29 protein-coding genes are annotated in these 26,167 nt (G+C 66.0%); 13 read left to right on the plus strand and 16 right to left on the minus strand.

Annotation, left to right across the window (positions count from 1 at the left end; genetic code table 11):
• Nucleotide 1: 1 nt before the first annotated feature.
• The 4 genes from ACZ60G_RS00665 to ACZ60G_RS00680 form a co-directional block, all read right to left on the minus strand.
• Entirely contained in the window at nucleotides 2–1,846 is a 1,845-nt protein-coding gene (locus ACZ60G_RS00665; protein ID WP_465806039.1) for an SCO2524 family protein, read from the minus strand.
• Between the two features lie 294 nt (nucleotides 1,847–2,140).
• Nucleotides 2,141–2,992: a TIGR02569 family protein gene (locus tag ACZ60G_RS00670; RefSeq protein WP_040694815.1), complete on the minus strand. Its 852-nt coding sequence runs from the start codon at nucleotides 2,990–2,992 to the stop codon at nucleotides 2,141–2,143.
• Nucleotides 2,993–3,238: 246 nt separating this feature from the next.
• A complete protein-coding gene (moeZ, locus tag ACZ60G_RS00675) occupies nucleotides 3,239–4,423 on the minus strand; it encodes an adenylyltransferase/sulfurtransferase MoeZ (protein ID WP_465806040.1) in 1,185 nt (394 codons plus the stop codon).
• A 326-nt stretch (nucleotides 4,424–4,749) separates the two neighbouring features.
• The gene (locus ACZ60G_RS00680; RefSeq protein ID WP_465806042.1) at nucleotides 4,750–5,853 is read right to left on the minus strand and encodes a DUF3152 domain-containing protein; all 1,104 of its coding nucleotides are present in this window, start codon (nucleotides 5,851–5,853) and stop codon (nucleotides 4,750–4,752) included.
• Between the two features lie 341 nt (nucleotides 5,854–6,194).
• Between ACZ60G_RS00680 and ACZ60G_RS00685 the strand changes: the two genes are divergently transcribed.
• Nucleotides 6,195–6,860, plus strand: coding sequence for a TetR/AcrR family transcriptional regulator (locus ACZ60G_RS00685; protein ID WP_063041158.1), 666 nt, complete (start codon nucleotides 6,195–6,197; stop codon nucleotides 6,858–6,860).
• Nucleotides 6,861–6,936: 76 nt separating this feature from the next.
• Here ACZ60G_RS00685 and ACZ60G_RS00690 read toward each other — a convergent pair whose 3' ends face one another.
• Nucleotides 6,937–7,164 (minus strand): DUF3107 domain-containing protein, encoded by a 228-nt coding sequence (locus ACZ60G_RS00690; protein WP_465806044.1) that lies wholly within the window; start codon nucleotides 7,162–7,164, stop codon nucleotides 6,937–6,939.
• A 102-nt stretch (nucleotides 7,165–7,266) separates the two neighbouring features.
• Nucleotides 7,267–7,809 carry a YceI family protein gene (locus tag ACZ60G_RS00695; protein WP_465806046.1) on the minus strand — a complete coding sequence of 181 codons (543 nt, stop codon included), beginning with the start codon at nucleotides 7,807–7,809 and terminating at the stop codon, nucleotides 7,267–7,269.
• A 102-nt stretch (nucleotides 7,810–7,911) separates the two neighbouring features.
• On the opposite strand from ACZ60G_RS00695, the gene ACZ60G_RS00700 reads away from it, so the two are divergent.
• Nucleotides 7,912–8,742: a helix-turn-helix transcriptional regulator gene (locus ACZ60G_RS00700; protein WP_465806048.1), complete on the plus strand. Its 831-nt coding sequence runs from the start codon at nucleotides 7,912–7,914 to the stop codon at nucleotides 8,740–8,742.
• Here the strand turns inward: ACZ60G_RS00700 and ACZ60G_RS00705 are convergent, their stop codons facing one another.
• The 3 genes from ACZ60G_RS00705 to ACZ60G_RS00715 all read right to left on the minus strand — a co-directional run bounded on the left by ACZ60G_RS00705 (nucleotide 8,743) and on the right by ACZ60G_RS00715 (nucleotide 11,510).
• A complete protein-coding gene (locus ACZ60G_RS00705; protein ID WP_465806050.1) occupies nucleotides 8,743–9,435 on the minus strand; it encodes a ferritin-like fold-containing protein in 693 nt (230 codons plus the stop codon).
• Nucleotides 9,436–9,526: 91 nt separating this feature from the next.
• A complete protein-coding gene (locus tag ACZ60G_RS00710; protein WP_465806052.1) occupies nucleotides 9,527–10,582 on the minus strand; it encodes an alpha/beta fold hydrolase in 1,056 nt (351 codons plus the stop codon).
• 70 nt (nucleotides 10,583–10,652) lie between these two features.
• On the minus strand, nucleotides 10,653–11,510 hold the full coding sequence (locus ACZ60G_RS00715) for an SCO6745 family protein (RefSeq protein ID WP_465806054.1): 858 nt from the start codon (nucleotides 11,508–11,510) through the stop codon (nucleotides 10,653–10,655).
• Nucleotides 11,511–11,922: 412 nt separating this feature from the next.
• Between ACZ60G_RS00715 and ACZ60G_RS00720 the strand changes: the two genes are divergently transcribed.
• The 5 genes from ACZ60G_RS00720 to ACZ60G_RS00740 all read left to right on the plus strand — a co-directional run bounded on the left by ACZ60G_RS00720 (nucleotide 11,923) and on the right by ACZ60G_RS00740 (nucleotide 17,077).
• Nucleotides 11,923–13,695 carry a DEAD/DEAH box helicase gene (locus tag ACZ60G_RS00720; protein ID WP_465806711.1) on the plus strand — a complete coding sequence of 591 codons (1,773 nt, stop codon included), beginning with the start codon at nucleotides 11,923–11,925 and terminating at the stop codon, nucleotides 13,693–13,695.
• Nucleotides 13,696–13,923: 228 nt separating this feature from the next.
• Nucleotides 13,924–15,162 (plus strand): Rv3212 family protein, encoded by a 1,239-nt coding sequence (locus ACZ60G_RS00725; RefSeq protein ID WP_465806055.1) that lies wholly within the window; start codon nucleotides 13,924–13,926, stop codon nucleotides 15,160–15,162.
• Between the two features lie 130 nt (nucleotides 15,163–15,292).
• Entirely contained in the window at nucleotides 15,293–15,904 is a 612-nt protein-coding gene (locus tag ACZ60G_RS00730) for an acid phosphatase (RefSeq protein WP_465806057.1), read from the plus strand.
• Nucleotides 15,901–16,392, plus strand: a complete 492-nt coding sequence (locus ACZ60G_RS00735) for a GNAT family N-acetyltransferase (RefSeq protein ID WP_465806059.1) — start codon at nucleotides 15,901–15,903, stop codon at nucleotides 16,390–16,392. Before ACZ60G_RS00730 ends, ACZ60G_RS00735 begins: the two co-directional genes overlap by 4 nt.
• Before the next feature lie 4 nt (nucleotides 16,393–16,396).
• A complete protein-coding gene (locus ACZ60G_RS00740; RefSeq protein WP_465806060.1) occupies nucleotides 16,397–17,077 on the plus strand; it encodes an endonuclease V in 681 nt (226 codons plus the stop codon).
• Between the two features lie 6 nt (nucleotides 17,078–17,083).
• On the opposite strand, the gene ACZ60G_RS00745 is transcribed toward ACZ60G_RS00740, so the two are convergent.
• Entirely contained in the window at nucleotides 17,084–17,515 is a 432-nt protein-coding gene (locus tag ACZ60G_RS00745) for a hypothetical protein (RefSeq protein WP_433525210.1), read from the minus strand.
• A 67-nt stretch (nucleotides 17,516–17,582) separates the two neighbouring features.
• On the opposite strand from ACZ60G_RS00745, the gene ACZ60G_RS00750 reads away from it, so the two are divergent.
• Nucleotides 17,583–18,527 carry a diacylglycerol/lipid kinase family protein gene (locus tag ACZ60G_RS00750; protein ID WP_465806062.1) on the plus strand — a complete coding sequence of 315 codons (945 nt, stop codon included), beginning with the start codon at nucleotides 17,583–17,585 and terminating at the stop codon, nucleotides 18,525–18,527.
• 250 nt (nucleotides 18,528–18,777) lie between these two features.
• Nucleotides 18,778–19,032, plus strand: a complete 255-nt coding sequence (locus ACZ60G_RS00755) for a WhiB family transcriptional regulator (protein ID WP_011211115.1) — start codon at nucleotides 18,778–18,780, stop codon at nucleotides 19,030–19,032.
• A gap of 219 nt (nucleotides 19,033–19,251) precedes the next feature.
• On the opposite strand, the gene ACZ60G_RS00760 is transcribed toward ACZ60G_RS00755, so the two are convergent.
• Both ACZ60G_RS00760 and ACZ60G_RS00765 read right to left on the minus strand, forming a co-directional pair.
• Complete coding sequence (locus ACZ60G_RS00760) at nucleotides 19,252–20,766, minus strand: sensor histidine kinase (protein ID WP_465806066.1); 1,515 nt, start codon at nucleotides 20,764–20,766, stop codon at nucleotides 19,252–19,254.
• Between the two features lie 22 nt (nucleotides 20,767–20,788).
• Nucleotides 20,789–21,004, minus strand: coding sequence for a biotin/lipoyl-binding carrier protein (locus ACZ60G_RS00765; RefSeq protein WP_040694864.1), 216 nt, complete (start codon nucleotides 21,002–21,004; stop codon nucleotides 20,789–20,791).
• Between the two features lie 90 nt (nucleotides 21,005–21,094).
• Here ACZ60G_RS00765 and ACZ60G_RS00770 point away from each other — a divergent pair, with 90 nt between their 5' ends.
• Nucleotides 21,095–21,169 carry a 50S ribosomal protein bL37 gene (locus tag ACZ60G_RS00770; RefSeq protein WP_095887907.1) on the plus strand — a complete coding sequence of 25 codons (75 nt, stop codon included), beginning with the start codon at nucleotides 21,095–21,097 and terminating at the stop codon, nucleotides 21,167–21,169.
• A gap of 71 nt (nucleotides 21,170–21,240) precedes the next feature.
• On the opposite strand, the gene rsrA is transcribed toward ACZ60G_RS00770, so the two are convergent.
• On the minus strand, nucleotides 21,241–21,501 hold the full coding sequence (gene rsrA, locus ACZ60G_RS00775; protein ID WP_040694865.1) for a mycothiol system anti-sigma-R factor: 261 nt from the start codon (nucleotides 21,499–21,501) through the stop codon (nucleotides 21,241–21,243).
• Between the two features lie 20 nt (nucleotides 21,502–21,521).
• Nucleotides 21,522–22,211, minus strand: a complete 690-nt coding sequence (locus tag ACZ60G_RS00780) for a sigma-70 family RNA polymerase sigma factor (RefSeq protein ID WP_465806714.1) — start codon at nucleotides 22,209–22,211, stop codon at nucleotides 21,522–21,524.
• Nucleotides 22,212–22,408: 197 nt separating this feature from the next.
• Here ACZ60G_RS00780 and ybaK point away from each other — a divergent pair, with 197 nt between their 5' ends.
• Both ybaK and ACZ60G_RS00790 read left to right on the plus strand, forming a co-directional pair.
• Nucleotides 22,409–22,903: a Cys-tRNA(Pro) deacylase gene (gene ybaK / locus ACZ60G_RS00785; RefSeq protein ID WP_465806068.1), complete on the plus strand. Its 495-nt coding sequence runs from the start codon at nucleotides 22,409–22,411 to the stop codon at nucleotides 22,901–22,903.
• Nucleotides 22,904–22,977: 74 nt separating this feature from the next.
• Nucleotides 22,978–23,337 (plus strand): hypothetical protein, encoded by a 360-nt coding sequence (locus ACZ60G_RS00790; RefSeq protein ID WP_465806070.1) that lies wholly within the window; start codon nucleotides 22,978–22,980, stop codon nucleotides 23,335–23,337.
• Between the two features lie 24 nt (nucleotides 23,338–23,361).
• On the opposite strand, the gene ACZ60G_RS00795 is transcribed toward ACZ60G_RS00790, so the two are convergent.
• On the minus strand, nucleotides 23,362–24,153 hold the full coding sequence (locus ACZ60G_RS00795) for an SOS response-associated peptidase (protein WP_465806072.1): 792 nt from the start codon (nucleotides 24,151–24,153) through the stop codon (nucleotides 23,362–23,364).
• Between the two features lie 93 nt (nucleotides 24,154–24,246).
• Here ACZ60G_RS00795 and ACZ60G_RS00800 point away from each other — a divergent pair, with 93 nt between their 5' ends.
• Nucleotides 24,247–25,794 carry an aldehyde dehydrogenase family protein gene (locus tag ACZ60G_RS00800; protein WP_465806074.1) on the plus strand — a complete coding sequence of 516 codons (1,548 nt, stop codon included), beginning with the start codon at nucleotides 24,247–24,249 and terminating at the stop codon, nucleotides 25,792–25,794.
• A 63-nt stretch (nucleotides 25,795–25,857) separates the two neighbouring features.
• Here the strand turns inward: ACZ60G_RS00800 and ACZ60G_RS00805 are convergent.
• The coding region (locus ACZ60G_RS00805; RefSeq protein WP_465806076.1) for a hypothetical protein at nucleotides 25,858–26,167 on the minus strand (310 nt) is incomplete at its 5' end.

Genomic DNA, 26,167 nt, shown 5'->3' on the forward strand with positions numbered 1-26,167 from the left:
GCTAGGGGTTCCTTGTCGCATCGCGGCGGGCGGCGGCCAGTCGGTCGAGTTCACGCAGCGCGTCGAGGGCGTGCACGAAAGTGGTCGCGGAATCCTCGCGCACCAACCGCCTGGCCTGATCGATATGGTCTTCCACGCGATCGAGCGCGGCTCGATTGCCCGAGGTGTCATCGATGCTCACACCGAGCATCTCCTGATCGAATCGATGCTCGGCGGTATTCAGCATGACCCGCGCGACGTCCTGCAGATCCGGCCAGTTGGGCGGCGGTTCACGGTAGGTGCGGTCCGCGGCCACCAGACATTCGACGACGCGTTCGGTCATGTACCAGGACGGCCTGGTGACCTCGGCATCGCCGTTCTCCCCGAACGCGCCCGCCGGATCGTCCCACAGTCCGGGCGCACCGGCGCGCAGCATGCGCCGATCCAGATGCTCCATTACCGATTTGGCCAATTCCATCAGCTTGTCGCGGGCCGCGACATTGTTGGACAGCCTGGCCGCCTGCAACATTCGCTTGAGCAGCACCGCTGAGAAGTCCGAAACCTCCCACTGCAGTGTCGGTCCGTCCTCGACGCCCTCACTGCCGCGCAGGGTCAGTCGCACGCCGGGAGTGTGCAGCGCGACCGCGGGGTCCTCGCGCATCGTCCGGCGAATGATCCGGCCCCGGCCTGCCAATTCGTCGAAAATGGCTACGGCCCTTGTCAAGTCGTCATCGGATGCGGTGCGCGCGACGAGATCCTGGATCAATACCGCGGATACGATGAGACTGAAGTAGTCCGACTGCTCGCCGTCGGAGGTGCGCCACGGGATATCCTCGAGCGGCCAACTACCCGAGCCGAACCGCGCGACCGTCGACCAGTAGCGCTGAGTCAACTCCCAGCGGGTACGCAGGGCCTGGGCCAGCCGGTGCTGTTTCTCGTCGAGCAGACCGAGCTCACCGGTGCGCGGGGAGACCAGGTCGTTGATACCGTCCAGCGCGACGACCGTGAAATAGAGATACGGGCGCGGATCGGCGATGCCCTTCTCACTCGCGATCTGCGCCTCGACGAAGTCGACCTCGGTGGCGTCGCGCGCCACACCCCAACTCCACCCGCATTCGAACAGCAGATTCTCGTCCTCGAGCTCCTTGACCGATTCCTCCTGGCCCAAGGTGACGTCACTGCGCAACCGCGCCCGTACCCGTTCCAGACTGCGCCGCACACCCTCGACCATGGCCTGCTCGGGCTCGCCGGTCTGGTTCAGCATCCCCAGAATCGTCTGTCCCTCAGGGGATTTCGGCTTAACGGTATTGACGACGAAACTGCGCACCAGTCCGGTCATCGCCGCGGTGAGCCGCGCACTGAGCTGCCCGGAGAGGATATCGATCCGCTGTGTCAGTTCCCCTGGTCGCGCCCAACCGCGGAAGGCGCGCAGGAAGCGCAGGCCCGCCATACAGACGGTCAGCGACATCGAGTACGAGTCGACGACCTCGATGCCACGCTGCGCCGTATTGGGTTCGCGCTCATCGGCGGAGCGCAGATAGCTGCCCGCGGAGAAGTTCGGCTGCCCGTCGTTACGGGTGTTCTGCTCGATGTAGCGCTCGAGCAGCCAGACCACGAAGCTGCCGATCTGCTTCGGACCGCCGAGCGGTTCGAGGACGGAACTGACGTCGTCCTCCATGCGATCCGGATTGTCCAGTGCGAAGATATCGATCTCGGTGGCCGGATACAGCAGGCAGAGCAACTGTTCGGAATCGCTGATAGAGTTGGCGTCCATCCGACCGCCCCAGCGCCAATCCCTGCCATCCCAGCACGCGGCGAGCATGGCGCGCCACACGTCCAGAATCTGTTGCCTCGGTTGGATTCTCACCTGCTGCCGTCCTCACCCCAAGTCGCAGGCGCGCCGCTCCTCACCGCGTCCACGAACGTCAAATTAGCACGGGCACAACGCTTACGCTGCTCCACGAGGGTCCGATCCGGTTCCATTCCGGCATCATCTGAACCGGTCGCGGGGCCGTTCGAGCACGGGCAACCGCACAGCATCCGGTGGCCCGAAAAGCGGGTAAAACGATGCCGCCTGATGGCGGTTGTCCGAGCATAGAGCAACCGATGCAGCGCACGGCGCAGATCGGGTAACCGGGCGATCGCGCGGTTGAGACGGAACTCAGAGCATGAGGCGAACCATGTCGGCGGTCCGCGCCAATCCGGGAAACGCCTCGGGGGTCGAGCGGGGGTGCAGCGCATGTACAGCAAGCCGAAACATGACCGCTCGCAACAACATCTGCGGCCACTCGGGTAAATCGGACCAGCGGTCGAGCAGGCCGTCGTCGGCGCCGCCCCAGGCGAGTGCGTCGACGACGATGACACCGGCGGCCCATGGCGCCGGACGCCAGTACGGCGTGATGTCGGTGAGGCCGGGTGTGAAGACTCCGGCGAAAAGTACCGTGCCGAACAGATCTCCGTGCACCAGTTGCGCGGGTGTTTGGACCGGTTTGCGCAGTGTGGCGAGTTGGCCGATCAATTCCATGCTGCGTTGGCCGTCGGGGGAGGTTGCCGGGGTGATGCCACCGGCGCGCAGACTTCGCAGCGGTACCGCCTCCCAGGCGGCGCGGTCGGCGGCGACGAAGACGTCGACATCGACCCAGGGGGCGACCGGCGGCTGGACCAGAAACCGTGGTCGCTCGAGCTCCGCCGTGGCCTTGTGTAGTCGCAGTGACACCGAGACGACCTCGTCGTAACGTGGCTCGGGCACACCCTCGAGGTAGGTATCCGCGCGCCAACCGGAAACGACGTAGCGGCCGTCGGTGGCACGCACGGGCCGGGCCAGGCGTAGGCCGTCCACCTTCAGTGTTTCGCGGACCTTCGCCGACCATGCCGCCCTGGCATGATCGGCGATCGGGCTGAGCACCACGTCACCGAGCCGCCAGCCGCCGTCCCAGTCTCCCAGCGAAACCGGGGTCACTTCGCGCAGACCGAACGTGGCGCGCACGTGCTCGGGGGGTTCCACAGAAGTCACGGCCGTACGGTACCTGTGTTGAATTTGGCACGCCTGCGGCGCGCCGTGTGCTCTGTCGTCGGCAGCGCCTTCGGCGCTGCGTGTTCGCGGCCCCCTGGTGTCTCGCGTCCGAGCCGTCGAGACTCGCGCCTGCGGCGCATGCGCTTCGGCCACTCGGACGCGAGACGGGCCGCGAACGGTCGCTCGTAAGACTCACTCCGCGGTAGTTACGTCACGAAGCAATCTGCTGACGGCGGGGCACTAGATCTAGTAAACCGGCAGTGACTTGTCGACCTGATTCGCCCAGGCGACGATGCCGCCCTGCACGTGCGTGGCGTCGGAGAAACCGGCGTTCTTCAGGACCGCGAGCACCTCCGCCGAGCGGATACCGGTCTTGCAGTGCAAGACGATCGGCCGGTTCTGCGGCAGATCCGACAGCGCCTCACCGGAGAGGAATCGATCCTTCGGGATGAGCTTTGCGCCCTCGATGTGCACGATGTCCCATTCGACCGGCTCGCGCACGTCGATGAGCTCGATTTCCTTGCCCGCGTCGAGCAGTTCCTTGAGCTCGCGCGCGGTAATCGTCGAACCCGCGGCCGCGGCCTGACCCTCCTCGGACACCACACCGCAGAACGCCTCGTAGTCGATCAGTTCGGTGATCGGCTGACGCTCCGGATCGCGGCGCAGCTTGATGGTCCGGTAGTTCATATCCAGTGCGTCGTAGACCATGAGACGACCGAGCAGCGGTTCGCCGATGCCGGTGATCAGCTTGATCGCCTCGGTCACCATGATCGAACCGATGGAGGCGCACAGCACGCCGAGGACACCGCCCTCGGCGCAGGAGGGCACCATGCCGGGCGGCGGGGCCTCCGGGTAGAGATCGCGGTAGTTGATGCCGCGGCCGTCCGGTGCGTCCTCCCAGAAGACCGACACCTGGCCCTCGAAGCGGTAGATGGAGCCCCAGACATACGGCTTACCCGCCAGCACCGCGGCGTCGTTGACCAGGTAGCGGGTGGCGAAGTTATCGGTGCCGTCGACGATCAGGTCGTACTCGGCGAACAGTTCGACGGCGTTCTCCGGCTCCAGGCGGATCTTGTGCAGCCGGACCTCGATGCCGGAGTTGATCTCGAGGATCGAATCGCGCGCACTGTCGGCCTTCGGGCGACCGATATCGGATTCGCCGTGGATGATCTGGCGCTGCAGATTGGACGCGTCGACCTCGTCGAATTCGACGATGCCGAGCGTGCCGACACCGGCGGCCGCCAGATACAGCAGCGCGGGCGAGCCGAGCCCGCCGGCGCCGATTACCAGCACCTTGGCGTTCTTCAGCCGTTTCTGCCCGTCCACACCCAGGTCCGGGATGATCAGATGACGGCTGTAGCGGGCGATCTCGTCCTTGGTCAGCTCCGCGGCCGGTTCGACCAGCGGCGGCAGGGACTTCGGTGATGACACGTCCAGGGCTCCTCGAATCAATTGGCCGATCGCACTGTGGTGGCTCAGCGCCTACTTAGTCAACACCGACAATCGGGCCGTTCTTCCCGACCATGGTCTCGCACCACCAACCCGAGCCCCTGAGCGGGTATACACCCGGCGCCGACCTGCCCACTCACTCGACGACCACGGAGCGAGTCTTACGAGCGACCCGTTCGCGACCCGTTCGCGGCCCGTCTCGCGTCCGAGTCGTCGAAGCGCATGCGCCGCAGGCGCGAGTCTCGACGGCTCGGACGCGAGACACCAGGGGGCCGCGAACACGCAGCGCCGCAGGCGCTGCCAATAATTCAGCCGCGGGGATAAGGCCAGGGGTTGAAGCGGCAGCGCTTACCGTCCATCGGGACCACACCGTCGGGATCGAGGGCGGCGATGTCGTTGTTCTTGGTGCCGAAGGTCTGCTGCATCATCACCGGGGCGAGCCCACCGTCGGTCTCGCACGGCTGATGCTGGTGGTAGCCGATGGCATGGCCGACCTCGTGGTTGACCTGGTACTGCCGATAGGAACCGATATCGCCCTCGAAGGCCAGTGCACCGCGCACCCAGCGCACCTCCGAAAGCACCACTCGCCGCAGATCGGCATTGAAGCAGGAGGAGTCGATCGGAATATCGAAACCGCAGGCCTTGCGCGAGGATTCGCGGGAAGCGAGCGAAATACGGAAGTCCGGTTCGCCGTGATCGATGCGCCGGAAGGCGAATTTGGTGTCGTGCGCCCAACTCTTGGGATTGCCCAGGGTGCTGTCGACCAACTTGGCCACGGATTCGTCTCCGCCGAATCCGGAAGTGTCCACGCCGTCCTCGATTTCGACGGTGTACTTGAACTGGAACTCCGATCCGGTGCCCACCTGCGCGGTGGTCCCCGGCACCACACGCCATGTGCCCGTACCGGTTTCGGTGAACGGTCCGCCGTCGGGCAGCGCGCCGGTCGGCAGATTCGTCGGGAAGTGGCCGTCGCCGGGCGGTGCGCCGATGATTCCGGCGGATGCCGCACGCGGGCTCAATCGTCCGAATCCCGGTGCCCCGCCTGGCATATTCGCCGGATCGGTGCCTCCGCGCACCGCGTCCACGATCACCAGCACGGTCACCACGAAAAGTACGGGAAGTGCGTAAGCACGCCAACCATAGGTCCGGATGAAACGACCGACCGCGCTCTGCTTCTTGGTATCGCGCTCGGGTCTCGGTGCGCGGGAACGACTCTCGTCGGGTGCGGTGGGATCCCAGCGGGCCCGCAGGGGTTGATAGGAACGGTCCACCATTGGTTCGTGCGAACCGAGCGGGTCATAGACCTCGACACCATTCGCATCCTGCGGTGGCGAACCGGATCTCCATTCGATCTCACCCTTGGCGCCGTCCCGGGCAGCTGCACCGTTTCGGGTGGCTGCCCCTGTACGCACCTCGGGGCCTGGCCTTTCCACAGAGCCCGAGACTACGGAACCGGACGCGGTGGAGCCAGCCCGGCGATACGCACTGCGTCCGGCGCCGGAGGGTCTTTCCGGTCGGTCGGTCACGTCAACCAGCGTCTCACAGGGCGCAATACCCCCGACCCGACCAGTCCTCCATGCCTGATGCCGACCCTTTCGAGCGACCTGCAAGCAGTCGCTACCGGTGCGATATATCTCACCGAGTGGACTGCATCTGCGGCCCCGATCGGCAGACGAGATACAAACGGGTATCGTTCATGGGATACCCGGTGTACACCCCAATTTGCCGGGGCATCGACTGGGAGAGCCGAAAAATGACTGACCTCGTGGACCGGATGACGTCCCGCAAAACGTCCTCCGATGCCATGGCGCCGACCAAGCGCGGTACCCGGCTTCCGCGCGACGAGCGTCGTCAACAGCTACTCGCGGCTGCCAGCGAGGTGTTCGTCCAGCGCGGCTACCACGCCGCGGGTATGGACGAGATCTCGCAGTGCGCAGGAGTGAGCAAGCCGGTGCTCTATCAGCACTTCGCCAGCAAGCTCGAACTCTATTTGGCGGTGCTGCAGAACTATGTCGACATGCTGGTGTCGAGTGTGCGCCAGGCGCTGCGCTCGACCACCGACAACCGGCAGCGTGTGCGCGCCGCAGTACAGGCCTACTTCGATTTCGTGGACAACGAAATGCAGGGCTTCCGACTGGTTTTCGAATCCGATCTGATCAGCGAGCCGCAGGTGCAGCGCCGGGTCGAGCAGGCCACCGAGGCCTGTGTAGACGCGGTCTTCGACCTGGTCGCCCACGATTCCGGTTTGGACCCCTACCGGGCCAGGATCCTCGCGGTCGGACTGGTCGGCACCAGCCAGTTCACCGCACGGTACTGGCTGGAGGCCGATCGGCCGATTCCGAAGGAAGAGGCGGTCGACACCACCGTCGCGCTGGCATGGGGCGGTCTGTCACACGTGCCGCTGCATCCGATCCACTGATCGAGTATCGAGGCAGCAGAGCCCCCGCACTCACACCCGAGTGCGGGGGCTCTCGTCTATTGCGTCGCGGTTCGGCTCAGACCGCCGCGAAGCCGACGCGACCGCCGGTGGCGGCGCCGATCTCGACATAGGCGACCTTCGAGGCCTGGATCAGGAACTTGCGGCCCTTCTCGTCGGTGAGCGCGACGACGCCGCCGTCGCCGCTCAGCGCACCGGACACCAGCGCCTCGACCTCGTCCGGGGTCTGCCCGCTGTTGATCACGAGCTCGCGTGGGCTATCCGAAATACCGATCTTGACCTCCACGGCCAACCTCCGAACCTAGAGTCCTGTGTGCTGTCGAAATCAAGGCTAATGCAGCACCCCGAAGCCGGTATCACGCCCGCCTGCGCTCACAGCGAACAAATGCTACTTGGGCTCGATGAGCTGGATTTCCAGCTCGACCTTGACGGTATCGCTGAGCATGCCGGGCAGCGGGCCGCCGACGCCGAAATCGGTGCGCTTGATGGTGCCGCTCGCGGAGAAACCCGCATGCCGGTCGCCGGTTCCGGCGAATACCTGGACACCGCCCCACTCGACATCGAGGGTGACCGGCTTGGTGATCCCGCCGAGCGTGGCCTCGCCCTCGACCTCGAACGATTCAGTGATCTGGACCGGCTCGACGGCGCGGAAGCTCAGGGTGGGGCGGTTGGCGACATCGAGGAAGTCGGCGGTGCGGACGTGGTTGTCGCGATCGGCGTTACCGGTGTCGAAGGAGTCGAGGTAGATGGTGGCGCCGAGGCTGGCGAAACCGTTGTCGTCGACGACGAACTCGGTCTCGAACTTGTTGAAGCGGCCGCGGACCTTGGAGATGCCGAGGTGGCGGATGGTGAACTCGACCTGGGAATGCATCGCGTCCAGAGCCCAGGAGCCCGGGGTGAGTGTGGTGGTGGATTCAGCGGAAGATGTCATGCCATAGAGCATGACCGGACCGTGGTCCGCTAGCCAGACCGCCGTTATCCTGGACCCGTCAGGGCGCGGATAACCATCCCAGGACGGGGCACGATGAAACGTATGGCACCCAATCCCTTCGCGGAATACCTCATCGCGCGCCGCGCCCAGTTGCGGCCGGCGGATGTGGGACTTCCCGGGGGCGGTCGCCGCCGTACCCCGGGACTGCGCCGCGAAGAGGTGGCGGTGCGCGCCGGGGTGAGCGCCGACTATCTGGCTCGGCTCGAGCAGGGCCGCGATACCAATCCGTCGCCCGCGGTCATCGATGCGCTCGCGCAGGCGCTGCTGATCGAGGGTAAGGACCGCCACCACTTCGGTTGGCTCGCCGTCACCTCGAGCAACGAATCCCGCTGTCCCACAACCGAAGCCGTCGAAGAGCAGCCGACGCCCGCGATCGAGACCATCCTGCGCGCACTGCATCCCACCCCGGCCTTCGTGATCGGGCGGCGGCTCAATGTGCTCGGCTGGAATCCGGCCTGGGCGGACATCGCGAAACCCGTTGGCCTGCTCGACAATCCAGAGGTCGTGAATCTGGCCTGGTTCACCTTCGCGCATTCGCGCGCCAAGCAGGTGCTGCGGAACTGGGACGAGGTGGCCGATATTTTCTCGGCCGCACTGCGCCGCGCGACGATCCGCTGGCCGGGCGAGGACCGCCTACTCGAGCTGATCGACGCGCTCCTCGCCTATCCGGAGTTCGAAAGCCGTTGGCAGCCACAGCATATCGACGACCTGGTCTCGGGCACGATGCGGTTCGACCACCCGGAGTACGGCCATATCGACATCCCGTTCGAGGCACTGAACGCCGATAAGGATCAGTGCATCGTCGTCTGGCTCACCGACCAGGCGCAGGCGCAATCGCCCGGCCTGCGACTGGTCCGCGCGGTCAACGAGTAATCAGATTCCCAGGATGGCCATGCGTTCGGCGTGGCTGGCCTGCATGCGCTCGAACAGTGCGGCAATGCCGTTGAGGTCACCGGTCGCGGCGAGCACCAGTTCGGTGAGTTCGTCGCGCTGAGCCATGACGTACTGCGCCTGGGTGATCGCCTCACCGAGCAGCCGCCGACCCCACAGCGTCAGCCGGTCGCGCTCGGAGCGGCTCGTCGCGACCGCGCGGCGCACCTCCTCCACCACGAATTCGGAGTGGCTGGTCTCGGCGAGCACATCCCGGACCACGGCGGCGACCTCGGGAGACAGGGCGCCGGCGATCTCGGTGTAGAAGTCGGCGGCGATGCCGTCACCGACGTAGAACTTCACCATCGACTCGAGCCAGGTCGAGGGATCGGTGGAGTCGTGGTAGGCGTCCAGGGCGCGCACGAACGGCGCCATCGCGTCGAAGATATCCACACCGCGCTCGGCCAGCGCGGACTCCAAGGTTTCGAAGTGCCGCATCTCGGCGGCGGCCATCTTCGCGACGGCAACCTTGCCACGCAGCGTCGGCGACAGCTTGGCCTCCTCGGCCAGCCGGTAGAACGCGGAGATCTCACCGTAGGCGAGCACCGCGAACAGGTCGATCACGCCCGGTTCGTCGGCGGAAATGAACGAGCCGGACAACGAAACCCCTACCGCTGCAGGTGACTGTGCTCCCATGTCGACACAGCCTAGTCCCGGCCTGTTACGTGACACCGTCATCCCGTTACATGTCGCCGTCATCCCGACGAACATCGGGAGCGTCGTTGGTTCAGGACAGCTCGGACAGAAACTTGTCGAGATAGGTCCACGTGGTGTCGCGCGCGGTTTCTCCGGTGAGGATGCCGAGGTGGCTGCCGGGTGCGGTTTCGTAGCGAACGGACTGCGCGCCGGTGAGGATGCGCTGTCCGGCCGCCACCGCGGCGGCGGGGGTGATGACATCGGCGGGTCCGCCGACCAGCAGTACGGGCGCGGTCACGTCGGCCAATTCGATGCGGCGCTTGCCGAGTTTCACGACACCGCGGCCGATGTCGTTGTTCAGGATCAGGCGGCCCCACAGCTGGCCGTAGAAGCGGCCGGGATAGCCGGGCATCTCGGACATGAATCGGTCGATGGACTCCATCTTGGCCAGGGTTTCGGTGCGCGCGATGTTGCTCGCGACGAACCAGGGACGGGTGAGTTCGCGGTCCCATGCGGTCACCTTGTAGGCGATTCTGGTCAGCGTGGCCGGAATGCCGCCCGCCGCACGCACCGCCGTCGAGGTGGCGATGCCGCCGGTCAGCTTGGCGACCGCGCGCACCTGCGGAATGCCGGTCATCTTGTCGTAGTCCAGCGGCGAGCCGACCGCCGTAATGGAGCGGATCGGCAGTTCGGGGTGCGCGGCCGCGGTCAGCAGTGCGAGGGTGCCGCCGATGGACCAGCCGACCAGGTCGACCGGACGGCCGTCGCGATCGGCGGAGGTGCGCAGGATCGACTCGGGCAGGATCTCGTCGATCCAGGTCTCGAAGCCCATCCGCCGGTCGGCGAAGGTGATCTGGCCGTAGTCGACGACGTAGGGCGCCCGGCCCGTCTCCAGCAGGAATCGGGCCAGGCTCTGATCCGGACGCAGATCGAAGCAGCTGGCGGGTGCGGCCAGCGGCGGCACCAGCAGCACCGCCGAATCCGTTGCGGCAGCGGCGGATCCGGTACCCTCGAAGCGGCGCAGCTGCCGATGCGGTTCGTCCCACAGCACCGTCGACGGGGCGGGATCGGGCGCCTCGACGCCCTGGCCGAAGGTCAGCGCCCAGGCATTGCGCGCCGCGATGGTGACGGTGTCGGTGAAACTCACCTCGAGAATGTCTCACATCCCGTTACCGACGGTAACAGGCAACTCCGATTTGTGAGCAATCGTGCACCACTCAGCCCCGCGTCATGCCGATCGGATTGAGCGGCGGCACCACGCTCTCCTGAACACGCTTCGTCAACGGTTCGAGCAAGTAGGTCAGCTCGGCGATGGCGTCCTGCGACAGCGCCGCCAGTGCGCCGTTCCAGGCGGCTTCGTCCGTATCGGCCTCCACGCGTTCGAGCAATTCGGCGCCGGAGCCGGTCAACTCCGGACTGATCGGCTCCCCCACGATCAAACCCCTGGCGCGCAACTCGTCGGTGATATCGGACCATTCCCGCTCCGACCAGCCGCGCGCGGGCCGCATCACCGATTCGGGCGACTTTCCGGCCGCTACCTGCAGCACCAGCGCCTGCGATCCGGACAGGCCGTGAGCAACCAGGGCCGCCACATGTCCGTCGCCGCGATGTTCGCGCAGCGTGGTCGTGAGCTGCCACAGCGCGGCCACCGGATCGGCCGACAGCGGCAATTCCGCATTCGCCGCATACAGCGGGCGGCCGGTCGGATCGGCCGTCCGCGCTACCGGTTCGAGCAATTCGGCGGCACGGGCGCAATCGGCGTCACCCGCTCCGGCCCCGCGCAACAATCCGACCGAAAAGGCGAGCCGGGCCTGCAGACATGCCGCTGGCGTCGTCCGGGCCCAGGCATCCGGCACCGCCTTGGCCACCGTGTCCGGATGGAATCCGGCGAAGGTCGCCAGTACCGCGCCCGCGCCCACCGGCCCGAGTGGCGCGGCCCGGAATGCGAAGTAGGTCTGCCAGAATCCGCGCAGTCCGAGCGCAACTCCGGCCTGCTTGACGTCCGCGCCGAAATACACGACATCGTGGATGGGTTCGAGAGTGTGCCAGATTCGACGCGCCAGATGAATTGCCATGTGGCGCAGCGTACGTCGACGGTCAACGCAAGGAAACCGCGTATTTTGTCCGGAATTACCGACCATTTCGAGCGACCTGCAAGCAGCCGCTACGGCAGCGGACTGTTACGTCGAATTCGAGCCCAGCACAATATCACGCTACAATCTCTGCGGACAACGGAAATTTTCGTCCGTCGAGTCGCCGGATCGTACGGTCGCCCGAGTGTCGCCGACGAGGTTTTCGAAGTCCGGGAATATGTGCGCGCACCAGATCCGCATCACCCTTGCGCCGCGCCGATGTCTTCCGAGGTCAGCTGCCGAAACGACGAGCTCCCGCAGACATCAGGGCAGTGGCCGAGGTGAGTATCACAGGCGGATTTGTGGTTGTCGCGGGCCGGCCGGTCCGCCCCACACCTCGTGCGCGCGTGACGCGATAACGAGGAAAGGCACGAACCTGAGCAAGATCACTGTCGAACAGGAACCTGGTCTGGCGGATACGCTACTGACCGCCGAACTGGACGAAACCCATACCGCTCCGACATTCGCCGAATTGGGGGTTCGCGATGAAATCGTGCGAGCACTCGGCGAGATCGGAATCGAACGCACATTCGCAATTCAGGAACTGACCCTGCCGCTGGCACTCGCCGGTGAAGATCTGATCGGTCAGGCCCGCACGGGTATGGGTAAGACCTTCGGATTCGGTGTGCCGCTGCTGCACCGGATCGCCACCGCCGACACGGGGACGACCCCGCTGGACGGCACCCCGCGGGCACTGATCATCGTGCCGACACGCGAACTCTGCATTCAGGTCACCAAGGATCTGGAGAACGCGAGCAAGTACCTGAAGAACCATCAGGGCCAGCTGCGCGTGCTCTCGATCTACGGCGGCCGCCCGTACGAGTCCCAGATCGCCGCGCTGCGCTCCGGTGTGGACGTCGTCGTCGGTACCCCCGGCCGACTCATGGATCTGGCCGATCAGGGCCATCTGATCCTCGGCAAGATCGGCGTGCTCGTCCTGGACGAGGCCGACGAAATGCTGGACCTGGGCTTCCTACCCGATATCGAACGAATTCTCGGCATGGTTCCGACGCAGCGTCAGACCATGCTCTTCTCGGCCACCATGCCGGGCCCGATCATCACCCTGGCCCGCACCTTCCTGACCAGGCCTACGCATATCCGCGCCGAGGAGCCGCACGATTCCGCCGTGCACGATCGCACCACGCAGTTCGTGTACCGTGCGCACGCACTGGACAAAAGCGAACTGGTCGCCAAAGTGCTGCAAGCCGAGACCCGCGGCGCGACCATGATCTTCACCCGGACCAAACGCACCGCACAGAAGGTCGCCGACGATCTGGCCGACCGCGGCTTCGCCGTCGGCGCTGTACACGGTGACCTCGGGCAGATCGCTCGGGAGAAGGCGCTCACCAAGTTCCGCAAGGGCGCCATCAATGTGCTGGTCGCGACCGATGTCGCGGCGCGCGGCATCGATATCGACGATGTCACCCACGTCATCAACTACCAGTGCCCGGAGGACGAGAAGACCTACGTGCACCGGATCGGGCGCACCGGCCGGGCCGGCCGCACCGGTGTCGCCGTGACACTGATCGACTGGGACGAACTGAACCGCTGGACGTCCATCGACACGGCCCTCGGACTCGGCATCCCGGATCCGGTCGAAACGTATTCGCGGTCCCCGCATCTGTTCTCCGACCTCGGCATTCCGGAAGGCGTCACCGGCACCGTCCGCAAGCCGAAGCCGGTCCGCGACGAGGATGACGAGGTTGTCGAGCGCCCTGCTCGTGCGCCGCGCAAGCGCAATCGTCGCCGCACCCGCGCGGGTCAGCCGATCGACGGCGAAACCAACGGCATCGAGACCGATGAATCCGAAACCGATACCGCCGCAGCCCCGCTCGACGATGCGACCGACGACGAGACGGCGGACAAGCCCGCGCGTCGCCGCCGTCGCCGCCGCAAGCCCGCCGGTGCCATCGAAGACGGCACCGAGAACGGCACCGAGTCGAAGGACAACGGAGACAACGGAAACGGCGTGAGCGCCGAGTCGGACTCGGACGGCGATTCCGATGACGCCGAAACCACCGATCAGCCCGCACGCCGTCGCCGCCGCCGTCGCAAGCCCGCGGGCGAAGCGGAGGCCGGCGAAGCGGCCGTGGAAACCGCTCCCGAAACGGTGACCGCCTCGGCATAGTCGACAAGCAGGCGCGTCTGTCATGGACAGGCGCGCCTGTGGTGTCTCAACCGCGCCGACGCGGACGCGTCACGGATGCATGGTCGCAGGCGAGCGGCAAGGGGGCCGCCGAACGTGGAAATACCGGCAGGTGAGCGCCATTGAACGCGTCCGCGGCCGTCATGCGTCGGCGGATGCCCACGCGAGACCGATCGCATCCCCCGGGCGACACGTTGTAGTCTCGCAAACGTGCTCGCACCCGAGCGGCGAACGCGCGCCGACATCATCTCCGCAGTCGCGATCGCCGTGGTCGTGGTGATCGCGGCGGCGGTGGTGTGGGCACGCAGTGATGCCAGGGGCACCGAATCGGTGACGGCGGAACATCCGGTTTCCACTCCCGCGGCGGCTGATCAGGTTCCGACGAGCTTGCGCGAGCTGTGGCATGCGCCGGACCCCGCGGCGAACCGGGCGCTGGTGGCCGCGGGCACGGTCGTGACAGGCGCGGATGGCACGGTCACCGGACACGATCCGCGTACCGGTGAGCAAGTGTGGCACTATCGGCGCGACCTACCCCTGTGCGGCGTGGAGTCGCAGTTCGGCACGGTGATAGCGGTGTACAAGGATCAGCGCGGCTGCAGCCAGGCCACGCTGCTGGCCGGCGAGGACGGTTCGCGCCGGACCGCGCGCAGCAGCTATATGGATCCGACCGTGCAACTATCGGTCGACGGCACCTATGTGCTGGCCCAGGGCCCGCGACGGCTGGAGATGTGGCGCTCGGATCTGGTGCGCACTCTCGAATACGGTTACGTCGACGCACCCGTCAACGTGAAAACCCAACCGCGCAAGGGCTGCAAGCTGATCTCGTCGAGTTCGAGTTCCACCCGGCTCGCCGTCCTCGAACGCTGCCCCGAAGATCCGACCAACCGGCTGACCGTGCTCAATCCGGCGCCGAAGGACAATACGGTGCCCGAGGAGTACGGGTCGCATGTGCTCAACGGATCCGGTGCGGACTCGCCCGACGGGCGCGTAATCGCGGTGTCCGACAACCGAATCGTGCTGTACCTGCCGGGTGCGCCCGCGACCGCTACCGCCGAGGCGATTTCGCCGCGGCTGGAGGTCTTCGACGGCACCGGGAATGCGCTTGTGGTGCACCAGCTTTCCGCACCGCTGAGCGATAAGACGACAACCACTCGGATCAGTTCGCTGTTCCTGGTATTCACCGGCAACAGCCTGATCGCCTTGAACGCGGGCACTTTCGATCCGATCTGGGCCGCCCCCGGCGCACTCGGCAGTCCCGTCTTCATGGCCGGCCGACTACTCGTGCCGGTCGACGGCGCCATCGCGGTCCTCGATCCCACTTCGGGCACCGAGGTGTCGCGTATTCCGGTTGCCCGCCCCGGCTACGACGGCTCTCCCATCTCGCTCGCCGTCCTCGGCACAACCGTGCTGGAAAGACGTGGAGCCGAGATGTTCGCACTGGGCTCGTGATTACTGATTTAGTAAGAACATGGGTAACTCATCGGGAACGCCCAAAAACCCGGCGGCACCTACTGCCGGCCCGGCAAATGACTATCGAGGCACCGACGACCGGCAAAAGATTCGGGGAGGCTGACTAGCCATGTCCGCACGCGACGACGCCCGACTGGTCCTGCTCCGGCATGGCGAAACCACCTGGTCCAGCCAACGGCGCCATACCGGCCGCACCGATCTGCCGCTCACCGAGCGCGGTGAGGAACAGGCCCGCGCCGCGGGCGGACTGCTCGGTGAGCTGAAGCTGCGCGACCCGCTGGTGCTCACCAGTCCGCGTCAACGTGCTGTGCGCACGGCGGTGCTCGCGGGGCTGACCGATACCGTCGTCGACGACGATCTGGCCGAATGGGATTACGGCGATTACGAGGGGCAGACCTCCGTCGAGATCCGTGAGCACGATCCCGGCTGGACCATCTGGACCGGAGTCGTGCCGGGTGGCGAGACGGCCGCACAGGTCAGCGCGCGCGCCGATCGGGTGCTGGCATCGGTCGAACCCGCACTGCCGGACCGGGATATCGTGCTGGTCGGCCACGGTCATTTCTCCCGGGCGCTGATCGCCCGCTGGGCCGAACTCGATATCCGGGAGGGGCGGCGCTTCACCATGTCGACCGCCGCGATCACCGTGCTCGGTTACGAACACGACGACCGAACCATCCTGGCGCACAACCTAGTTCCCGCAAATCACGGAGCCGCACTATGACCCGCACCGGCCAGATCCGCCACGCCACCCCCGCCGATGTACCCGCCATGGTGGGCCTGGTCGAGGATCTCGCCGAGTACGAGCAGTCCCGCGCGGAGTGCACGCTCACCGCCGAGCAGCTGGACGCCGCGCTGTTCGGGCCGTCGCCCGCGGTTTTCGCCCATGTCGTCGAGGACGAGACCGGTGTGGTCGGCTGTGCGATCTGGTTCCTGAACTACTCCACCTGGACTGGTGTACACGGCATCTACCTGGAGGACTTGTACGTCAAGCCGGAGACCCGCGGCAAGGGTTACGGCAAGGCGCTGCTGGCCGCCCTCGCCGAGGAGGCCGCCGCCAACGGCTACAGCCGGGTCGACTGGGCCGTGCTGACCTGGAATACGCCCGCCATCGAGTTCTACAAATCCATCGACGCCAAACCGCAGGACGAGTGGGTCGGCTACCGGCTCACCGGCGCGGCCATCGAGAAACTCGCCGCCGAAGCCTGGTGAACGAGTGAGGGTTACCGCACCGACGGATTGGCCGACCACCGCGGACGAGGCCATGGCGATCCAGGATGCGTTGCGGCCATTGGTGATTACGACCGACCCGCATCAACCGCAATTCCGCACCGTCGCCGGACTCGACTCCGCCTACGACGACGAAACCGGGATCGCCGCCGCAGCCGCGGTCGTATTGGACAGTGCCACACTGGATCCCGTCGAGACCGCGGTAGCGCACGGCTCGGTCACCTTTCCTTACGTGCCGGGCTTGCTGTCCTTCCGTGAACTGCCGATAACCCTCGCCGCACTCGAAAAGCTCGGTACCACACCGGATCTGCTGATCTGCGATGGCCAGGGACTCGCACATCCGCGCCGCTTCGGCTTGGCCTGCCACGTCGGAATCCTCACGGGCACACCGACGATCGGCGTAGCCAAGACACCGTGGGGCGACTACGCGGAGCCCGGTCCCGAGCGCGGCGCAGTCAGCGATATCGCGATGGACGGCGAAGTCGTCGGGCGGGCGCTGCGCACGCGGCGCGGCGTCAAGCCGGTCTTCGTCTCGGTCGGTCATCTCATCGACTTGGACACCGCATGCACCCAGGTGCTCGCGCTGACCCCGCGCTACCGTCAGCCGGAAACCACCCGCCGGGCCGATCACTGGTGCCGTCAGGCACTGCGCGCCGCCACCGCCTGATCCCGGCTACTTCGATTCCGGTTCGATCCCGTACACCTCGGCCATCCAGCGATTCGACGCGGGCGCGAACAAGAACACCAGCGCGCCCACCACGACCAGGCCGAGCAGCGCGCCGAGCACCGGCTGATGCGAATCGGTCAGCAGCGACCAGGTCACCGGAAGCAGCAGCACCTGTGCGATCACGGCGATGGCCCGCCCCCATCGGTGCCCGAGAAAAAGTCCGATCCCGGCCGCGAGCACCGCGCCGCCGAGAATCCCGAACCACGCGGCCGTGCCGTATCCGCTCGCGGCGCTCTGATCGTGTCCGAGCAGGCCACGCACGATCAGCACGATCGCCACGACCACGGCCACCGCCCCCTCCAGCGCGACCAATCCGCCCGCACCGCGCACCGTCGCGGGCACACCCGCCGAAACCTCGTCTTTGCCGCTGTCCGCCACGTGGCCAAGCCTAGAACGCACTCGGCGGCTTTTCGGACCGGGCCGTGCGCCGATTAGGCTGCCGAAGGTGCGGACGTTGCTGATCGTGAATCCGAATGCCACCTCGACTACGCCGGCGACGCGGGACCTGCTGGCGCACGCGTTGGAGAGCCGGACTCAGCTGACCGTCGCGCATACCCAGCACCGCGGCCACGCGGCGGAATTGGCACAGTGGGCAGCAACCAACGAGATGGACCTGATCGTCGTGCACGGCGGCGATGGGACGGTCAACGAGACCATCAACGGCTATCTGCCGCTGCCCCAGGTCGACGACGGACAGGCCTGGCTGCCGCGCCTCGGCGTGATTCCGGGCGGCTCGGCGAATGTGTTCGCGCGCGCCCTCGGCATCTCCCCGGATCCGGTGACCGCAACCAACCAGCTCATCGATCTGCTCACCCTCGACCACGACCGTAAGATCGGGCTCGGCCTCGCCGATGACCGATGGTTCGGCTTCAGCGCGGGTGTCGGTCTCGACGCCGATGTCTGCGAAGCGATCGACAACAGCCGCGCCAACGGCCATGCCGCCACCCCCGGTCGCTACGTTCGCACCACTGTCCGACAGTTTTTCAAGTCGAAGCGCAAGGAGCCGAGCGTCCGGATCGAGATCCCGGGATTCGACCCGATCAGTGAGGTCCATTACGCCTTCGTAACGAACGCCAGTCCGTGGACCTACCTGAACGCCACCCCGGTGCACACCAACCCGGGCACGGCCTTCGAAACCGGTCTCGGCGTGTTTGCCGTGCGGTCGATGTCGGTGGTCTCCACCCTGTTGCTCGCCAGGCAGCTTCTCGCGGCCAATGGAAATCCCAAGTCCCGCAACCTGTTTCGCGAGGACGATGTGCCGTCCCTGCACATCGAGGCCAGCGAGCCGATCGGCCTGCAAATCGATGGCGACTTTATCGGAAAACGCAACATGGTGGATTTCACAGCCGTGCCCGACGTGCTCGAGGTCGTCGCTCCCCGCCCGAAATGAGCACGAAACGCGCGAAAAAACTCGGTGTTGTGCTGCGAAAACCGGGTAGAGCGAGTACAAAGGACCGGGCAGGTTCCCCAAGGGGTTCCTTGAGAGCGTGAGCTTCCCCACGGTGCACCGGATACCTATTGACATCTACGGTGTTCGTGAAAGCATTCACAAGCAACCGTGCGGAAACATTCGAGTCGCACAAGTGAACGATCCACAAACCGTAGGCGCCCTTTGCGGCGCCCAGCAAAGGAGCAGAGGAATGGACTGGCGCCACAAGGCCATCTGTCGCGATGAGGACCCCGAGCTGTTCTTCCCGGTGGGTAACAGTGGTCCGGCGCTCGCGCAGATTGCCGATGCCAAGCTGGTCTGCGCTCGCTGCCCCGTTACCGCCGACTGCCTGTCCTGGGCCCTGAAGTCCGGGCAGGATGCCGGCGTGTGGGGCGGTATGAGCGAGGACGAGCGTAGGGCGCTCAAGCGTCGCAACGCCCGCACGCGCACCCGCACCGTCGTCTAGTAGGACGACCAGCGTTACCGGACCTCTCAGCCCGGCCCGGTAACGCAGTCAAGCCCGGCACTCAGGTGCCGGGCTATTTTGTGCCTGTGTCTAATTGCGGCGCATGCGCTTCGACGGCTCGGCCGCGAGACGGGCCGCGAACGTCGCTCGTAAGACTCGCTCCGTTGTGGTCAGCTATGCATAGAAGCTGAGTCTTATTGCTTGCCAGGCGAATTCGACTCAGCGCCCGGAGCGGCGGCCCAATGGTACTCGCAGCACAGCGTCGGTGCCGATATCGGCACCTGGGTGTAAACCGATGGAGCCCCCGAGTTCGGCGGTGACCAGGGTGCGCACGATCTGCAGGCCGAGGCGGTCGGAGGATTCCAGGCTGAAACCCGGCGGCAGGCCGCGGCCGTCATCGCTGATGATCACGTCCAGCCAGCGCGCCGAACGCTCGGAACGGATTGTCACCGTGCCGTTTTCGCCGGAATCGAAGGCGTGCTCGATGGCGTTCTGCACCAGTTCGGTGAGCACCATCACCAACGGGGTGGCGCGTTCGGCGGAGAACACGCCGAGCGAACCCGCCCGGCGCACTTTGATTCTCGCGGTGTGCACGGTCGCGACATCGGCCATGATCGGCAGCAGCCGGTCCACGACTTCGTCGAGATCGACCTCTTCATCCACCGACATCGACAGCATCTCGTGCACCGAAGCGATCGAGGTGACCCGGCGCACCGATTCGGTCAGCGCGACCTGCGCCTCCTCGTTCTCTGTGCGGCGCGCCTGCAACCGCAGCAGCGCGGCGACGGTCTGCAGATTGTTCTTCACCCGGTGGTGGATCTCGCGGATGGTCGCGTCCTTGCTGAGCAGCGCGCGGTCGCGGCGCTTGACCTCGGTGACGTCACGGACCAGCACCGCGGCCCCGGCCAGTTCCCCGTGCGGGCGCAGCACCAGGGTGCGCAGCAGCACGGTGGCGCTGCGCGCCTCGACCTCCATGCGGCGCCCGGTGCGTCCAGCCAGGGCGGCCTGGATATCGCCGACGACCTCCTGGGCGTCGAACGGATCGGTGATCAGCGACCGGGTGGTGACGGCCAGATCCTGACCGGCCAGATCCGACTGCAGCCCCATCCGGTGATACGCCGACAGTGCGTTCGGGCTGGCGTAGACGACGATGCCCGCGGTATCGAGCCGGATGAAGCCGTCGCCCGCACGGGGACTGGAGTGCGTCGCGGCGCGGTCCTCGGTGGTCGGGAAGGTGCCGTCGGCGATCATCTGGCACAGATCGTCGGAGCAGGCGACATAGGCGATCTCCAGCGTGCTGCGCACTCGCGAGCGCTGCAGATCGGTATCGCGGCTGAGCACCGCGATGACATCGTCGCCGCAGCGCACCGGAATGGCCTCGCGGATGGCGTGCACCGGATGCGGATGGTAGACGCCCTCGGCCTCGACATCGCTGTCCGCGCGCACGATCTTGCCGGTCACCAGCGCGTCGAACACCTGCGGATGATCGGTGTGCAATGCGGTTCCGCCGACCCGATCCTCCGGATGGACGGTGGGCGCGGTCGTCGGTCGACACTGTGCGACGCAGACGATATCGGCGCCGTCGGCGATCGGTCCCGCACCGACCCACAGCAGCAGATCCGCGAAGGACAGATCGGCGAGCAGCTGCCAATCGCCGACCACCCGCTGCAGATGGTCCACGGCGACGCCGGGTAGGTCGGTGTGTTCGGCCAGCAGTTCACTCAGTGTCGCCATTTCGATCTACCCGCTTCAGAAGTTAAGAGATGACGGCGATCAGGTGCCCGGCCTTGATCGCATCGCCCTCTTTGACGCCGATCGAGGTCACCGTGCCGCCGCTTTCGGCGAGCACCGGGATCTCCATTTTCATCGACTCGAGGATCACCAGGGTGTCGCCCTCGTGTACCTCGTCACCCTCGGCAACGACAACCTGCTGCACGACCGACACCAGCTCCGAGAGCACTTCCTCCGCCATGACACCTCATCCACTCGTTCGCCCGTATCCGCTGAAGCTACAGCCAACCACACATGAAACAATGGCCTTCAATCAGAAGGGAGACTACCTATGGGTAAGCGTGGTCGTAAGAAGCGCAGCCGCAAGGGAAGCGCGGCCAACCACGGCAAGCGTCCCAACGCCTGAGCCGTAACAGACGAAAAACACCGAGGGCCATGATCTTCCGTAGGCACTCGGTGTTTTTTCTGTTTCCGGAACTACTCGGTGGTCTCGACCCGCGTGACCGTGACGGATCGGCGGATTTCCAGGCTCAGCCGATCGCGCAGTGAATCCGGCGCCCGATCGCCGCCGCACTTGCGGCTCAGCAGGCTCTTGACCTTCTCTTCGATGCCGTAGGCCTCGATGCACGGTGAGCAGTGATCCATGTGGTGCTGCAGCCGGGCCCGGGTGGCATCGTCACATTCACCGTCGAGCATGAGCCAGACGTCGGCGAGCACAGCCGTGCAGTCCAACTCCATATCGGGGTCACGCTCCGTACTCACTGCTTGACCTCCTGGCGTTCCGCGCCGTTGCGGTTGAATCCACGTTCGCGCGCCACATCGGCGAGCAATCCTTTGAGCTGCTTGCGGCCGCGATGCAGCCGGGACATCACCGTACCGATGGGGGTGCCCATGATGTCGGCGATTTCCTTATATGGGAAACCCTCGACATCCGCGTAGTACACCGCCATCCGGAATTCCTCCGGCAGCTCCTGCAGTGCGGCCTTGATGTCGTCGTCCGGGAGCGCGTCCAGCGCCTCCACCTCGGCCGAACGCAGCCCGGTCGAAGTGTGCTCGGCGGTGGCCGCGAGCTGCCAGTCGGTGATCTCGTCGGTCGGATACTGCGCGGGCTGGCGCTGCTTCTTGCGGTAGGAGTTGATGTAGGTGTTGGTCAGGATCCGATAGAGCCAGGCACGCAGATTGGTGCCCTCCTTGAAGGATTTGAAGCCCTGGAACGCCTTGACGTAGGTCTCCTGCACCAAATCCTCGGCATCGGCCGGATTCCGGGTCATGCGCAGCGCGGCACCGTAGAGCTGGTCGAGCAACGGGAGCGCATCGCGCTCGAACCGCTGCACCAGCTCGGTATCGTCGACCGCGGCGCCGACCGCACCGTCGGTCACCACGTCATCGTCGCTCGTCACACCAATCCCTTCGATCGCCGTACCTGCCAAATCTACAGGCGTGGCCAGATCGAGTGAGAACTGAGAGTCCCTCTGCGACGTCACCGGGCGTTCTTCGAGCAGAACTGGCACCGACCTCTCCTTCACGTCGTACAACCGCCGTGCGGCTTCCGTATCGCATGCAACATGTCCGCGCTCGACTGTGTTCCCATAGCGAACTCCCCGCCCCGAAAACCGCGTTGCCGACCGCCATTAGGGTGACCGGCATGGCAGGAGCCTCGACCCCGGCGATCCGCACCCTGGCCAAGGCCGGTGTGGCCCACCGCGTACACGCGTACAAGCACGATCCGCGCGCCGACTCCTACGGCGGCGAGGCGGTCGACGCACTCGCCGCCGAGGTCGGGGTGACGGCGGCGCAGATCTTCAAAACGCTGGTGATCGAATTGTCGTCCGGCGCGCTCGCGGTCGCGGTGTTGCCGGTGCCGAACACCTTGTCGCTCAAGGCGGCCGCCGCGGCGCTCGGCGCGCCCAAGGCGGCCATGGCGGATAGGGCGAAGGCCGAGCGAATCACCGGTTACGTACTCGGCGGCATCTCCCCGCTCGGCCAGCGCAAGCTGCTGCCCACCGTGGTCGATGCCTCGGCACTGGCCTGGGACCGCATGCTTTGCAGCGCGGGACGGCGCGGTCTGGAGATCGAATTGGCACCGGCGGACCTGGTTCGACTCACCGATGCGGTAACCGCACTAGTCACATCCGTATAAATCCGCACCACGCCAGCAACATTTGTGCGTTACTGAACGGGCCCAGATCGTCCGACTCGAGGATGTGATGCGAAATGTCCGCGCGCCAGCGATTGTGCAGCACCGTGATCGTCACCCTGTTCGGAGTTCTCCTGCTCACCAACGGCCCGGCCGCGCTGCTAGCGCCTACGGCCACCGCCGCACCTGGCAGCCCCCTGGTGATCGACGTCAACGACTTCCCCTTCGACGAGCATGCCGTTGACGACGGGCCGAAGAAGAACAACACCCCGACGAAGGATGAGAAGGCCGACAAGGCCGAGAAGCTGGGCGGCGGCGTCGCAGGCAAGGTCATCGACCTGGGCGGCGGCGTCGCGCGCAAGGTCATCGACCTGGGCGGCGGCATCGCCAAGTGTGCGCTGAATATCGTGACGAACAGCGTGAAGTGCCAGCTCTGAGTCGATGAACGGCGGGCCGGGCGATCACAGCAAGCTGATCTGCCCGGCCTTTTCCGTGCCGGCCCGAGAGTCCAACGGCGCCAACAACTCCGGACCGTTATTGCGCACGCTGTTGACCAGCGTCGAGACCGGATGCGCCACAATGCCCGCCACCGATCCGACGCTCGGCGTCTCGAGCAGGGTGGCCGGCGCCGGATGATCCGGATCCAGCCAGGCCGCCCAATTCTCTTGCGGCATGGGCAGCGGCATCCGATCGTGGATGCGGGTGAGCTCGCCGACGGCGTCGGTAGTCAGGATGGTGCACGAGAGCAGCGGTTCGCTCTCCTGCTGCGAACGGTCCCGCCAAACCGACCACAATCCGGCCATATACAGCCGTGAGCCATCGGCATTCGCCATGAAGTACGGATGTTTCGCGACCTTGCCTTTGGCCCCGGCATCCGGTTCGACCAACCACTCGTACCAGCCGTCCATCGGAACCAGGCAGCGGCGATACTTCACCGCATCACGGAACGATGGCGTGGTCGCCGCCTTGTCGGCGCGGGCATTGAACAGCGGTTTGCCCTTGACCGGCACGCCCGGTTCGGCGGCCTTGGTCCAGACCGGGATCAGGCCCCAGCGCATCCGCCGGATGCGCAACTCGGGGTCGTCGTCGGGGTGGCCGTGCTCATGGCGCTCCACCAAGGTCAGCACCTGGGTGGTCGGCGCGACGTTGTAGTTGGCGGAACCGCCGTTGTCAGCGGTCGGCGTCTCGTCGATGGCGTCCAGTTCGGCGGCGAGCCGACCGGGATCGGTAGTTGTCGCATATCTGCCGCACATATCTCGATACTTGCACGCGGCGCCGACAGACTCGGGAAGAATTGACGGGAGGGGTGACCTGGTGAGAGTTGTGGCATAGCATCATCTCAGAGAATGGTCGTTAACTTATCTCGGCAAGAGGAGAGACCAACCGTGACAACCATCGAGACCACCCCAGCGGCGCCACAGACGGCGCTGACATCGGTCGATCCGGCCACCGGAGAGGTCATCGCCACCCACACCATCGCGGACGCGGACGCGGTGCGCTCCGCCGTCGCCAAGGCCCGTACCGCCGCCGCCACCTGGGGCGGACTGAGCTTCGACGAGCGGCGCAAACATCTGCTGCGCTGGTCGAGCCAGTTGGTCGCGGACTCCGAGGAGTTCACCGCGCTCATCCACAAGGAGAACGGCAAACCACTCGACGACGCGTTCCTGGAATTGATGCTCGCACTCGAGCACATCGCCTGGGCGGCCAAGAACGCCAAGAAGGTGCTGTCGCCGAAGAAGATCTCCCCCGGCGCGTTGATGGCGAACTTCTCCGCACGATTGGAGCAGCGCCCGCTCGGTGTCATCGGCGTGATCGGCCCGTGGAACTATCCGGTCTACACCCCGAACGGCTCCATCGCCTACGCCCTGGCCGCGGGCAATACCGTCGTCTTCAAGCCGAGCGAATTCTCCACCGGCATCGGCAATTTCCTCTCCGATGCGTTCAAGAAGGCCAATCCGGAGCTGCCCGAAGGCGTCTTCGAGACGGTCAATGGTTACGGCGCGACCGGCGCAGCGCTGGTACACGCCGGGGTGGACAAGATCGCGTTCACCGGCTCCACCGCTACCGGCAAGAAGATCATGGCCGCGGCCGCCGAATCGCTGACCCCGGTGCTGCTGGAATGCGGCGGTAAGGATGCGGTGATCGTCGCGGGCGATGCCGATGTGAAGGCCGCGGCCGATGCGGTCGCCTGGGGCGCCACCGCCAACAGTGGCCAGACCTGCGCCGGTGTGGAGCGGGTTTACGTGGATCGCTCGGTGCGCGACGAATTCGTCGCCGAGGTCGAGCGCATTCTGAAGGACATCAAGCCGGGCTCGGACGCCGATGCTTCCTACGGTCCGATGACCATGCCCAGCCAGATCGATATCGTGCGTCGCCATATCGATGACGCGCTGAAGAACGGCGGCACCGCGGTGCTCGGCGGGCCGGAGTCGGTCAAGGGTCCGTTCATCGAGCCGGTCGTGCTCGTCGATGTGGACGAGAACTCCGAGGCCGTGGCCGAGGAGACCTTCGGCCCGACCGTCACCATTCGCACGGTGGACGGCGTCGACGAGGCGGTCGAGCTGGCGAACAAGTCCAAATACGGCCTGTCCTCGGCGGTCTACTCGAAGAAGAACGGCCTGGAGATCGCGCGCAGGCTGCGCGTCGGCGCGACCTCGGTGAACTCCGTACTCGCCTTCGCAGCCATCGCTGGCCTGCCCTTCGGCGGTGTCGGCGATTCCGGAATCGGGCGCATCCACGGCGAGCCCGGCCTGCGCGAATTCGCCCGGCCGCATTCGATCGCGGTGCAGCGCTTCGCGATTCCCGGCATGGCACTGCTCAGCTACTCGCGGACCCAGTCCACCATGAAGCTGCTGCGTCGCATGGTCCCGATCCTGCACGGACGCCACAAGTAGGTTTGCTGGGCTCGCACGTCGCGGGCGAGCCCAGGCACCCTGCCGAACACCGAGAAGCGAGTCTTACGAGCGACGTTCGCGGCCCGTCTCGCGTCCGAGCCGTCGAAGCGCATGCGCCGCATGCGCGGCATCCGGCACGCGTGCACCAGGTGCCGAACGTCCCGCCCCGTCAACCACCACGGAGCGAGTCTTACGAGCGAGGAGTTCGCGGCCCGTCTCGCGTCCGAGCCGTCGAAGCGCATGCGCCGCATGCGCGGCATCCGGCAGGCGTGCACCCGGTGCCGAACGTCCCGCCCCGTCAACCACCACGGAGCGAGTCTTACGAGCGAGGAGTTCGCGGCCCGTCTCGCGTCCGAGCCGTCGAAGCGCATGG

It is taken from the genome of Nocardia sp. NPDC102475 (assembly GCF_055584605.1).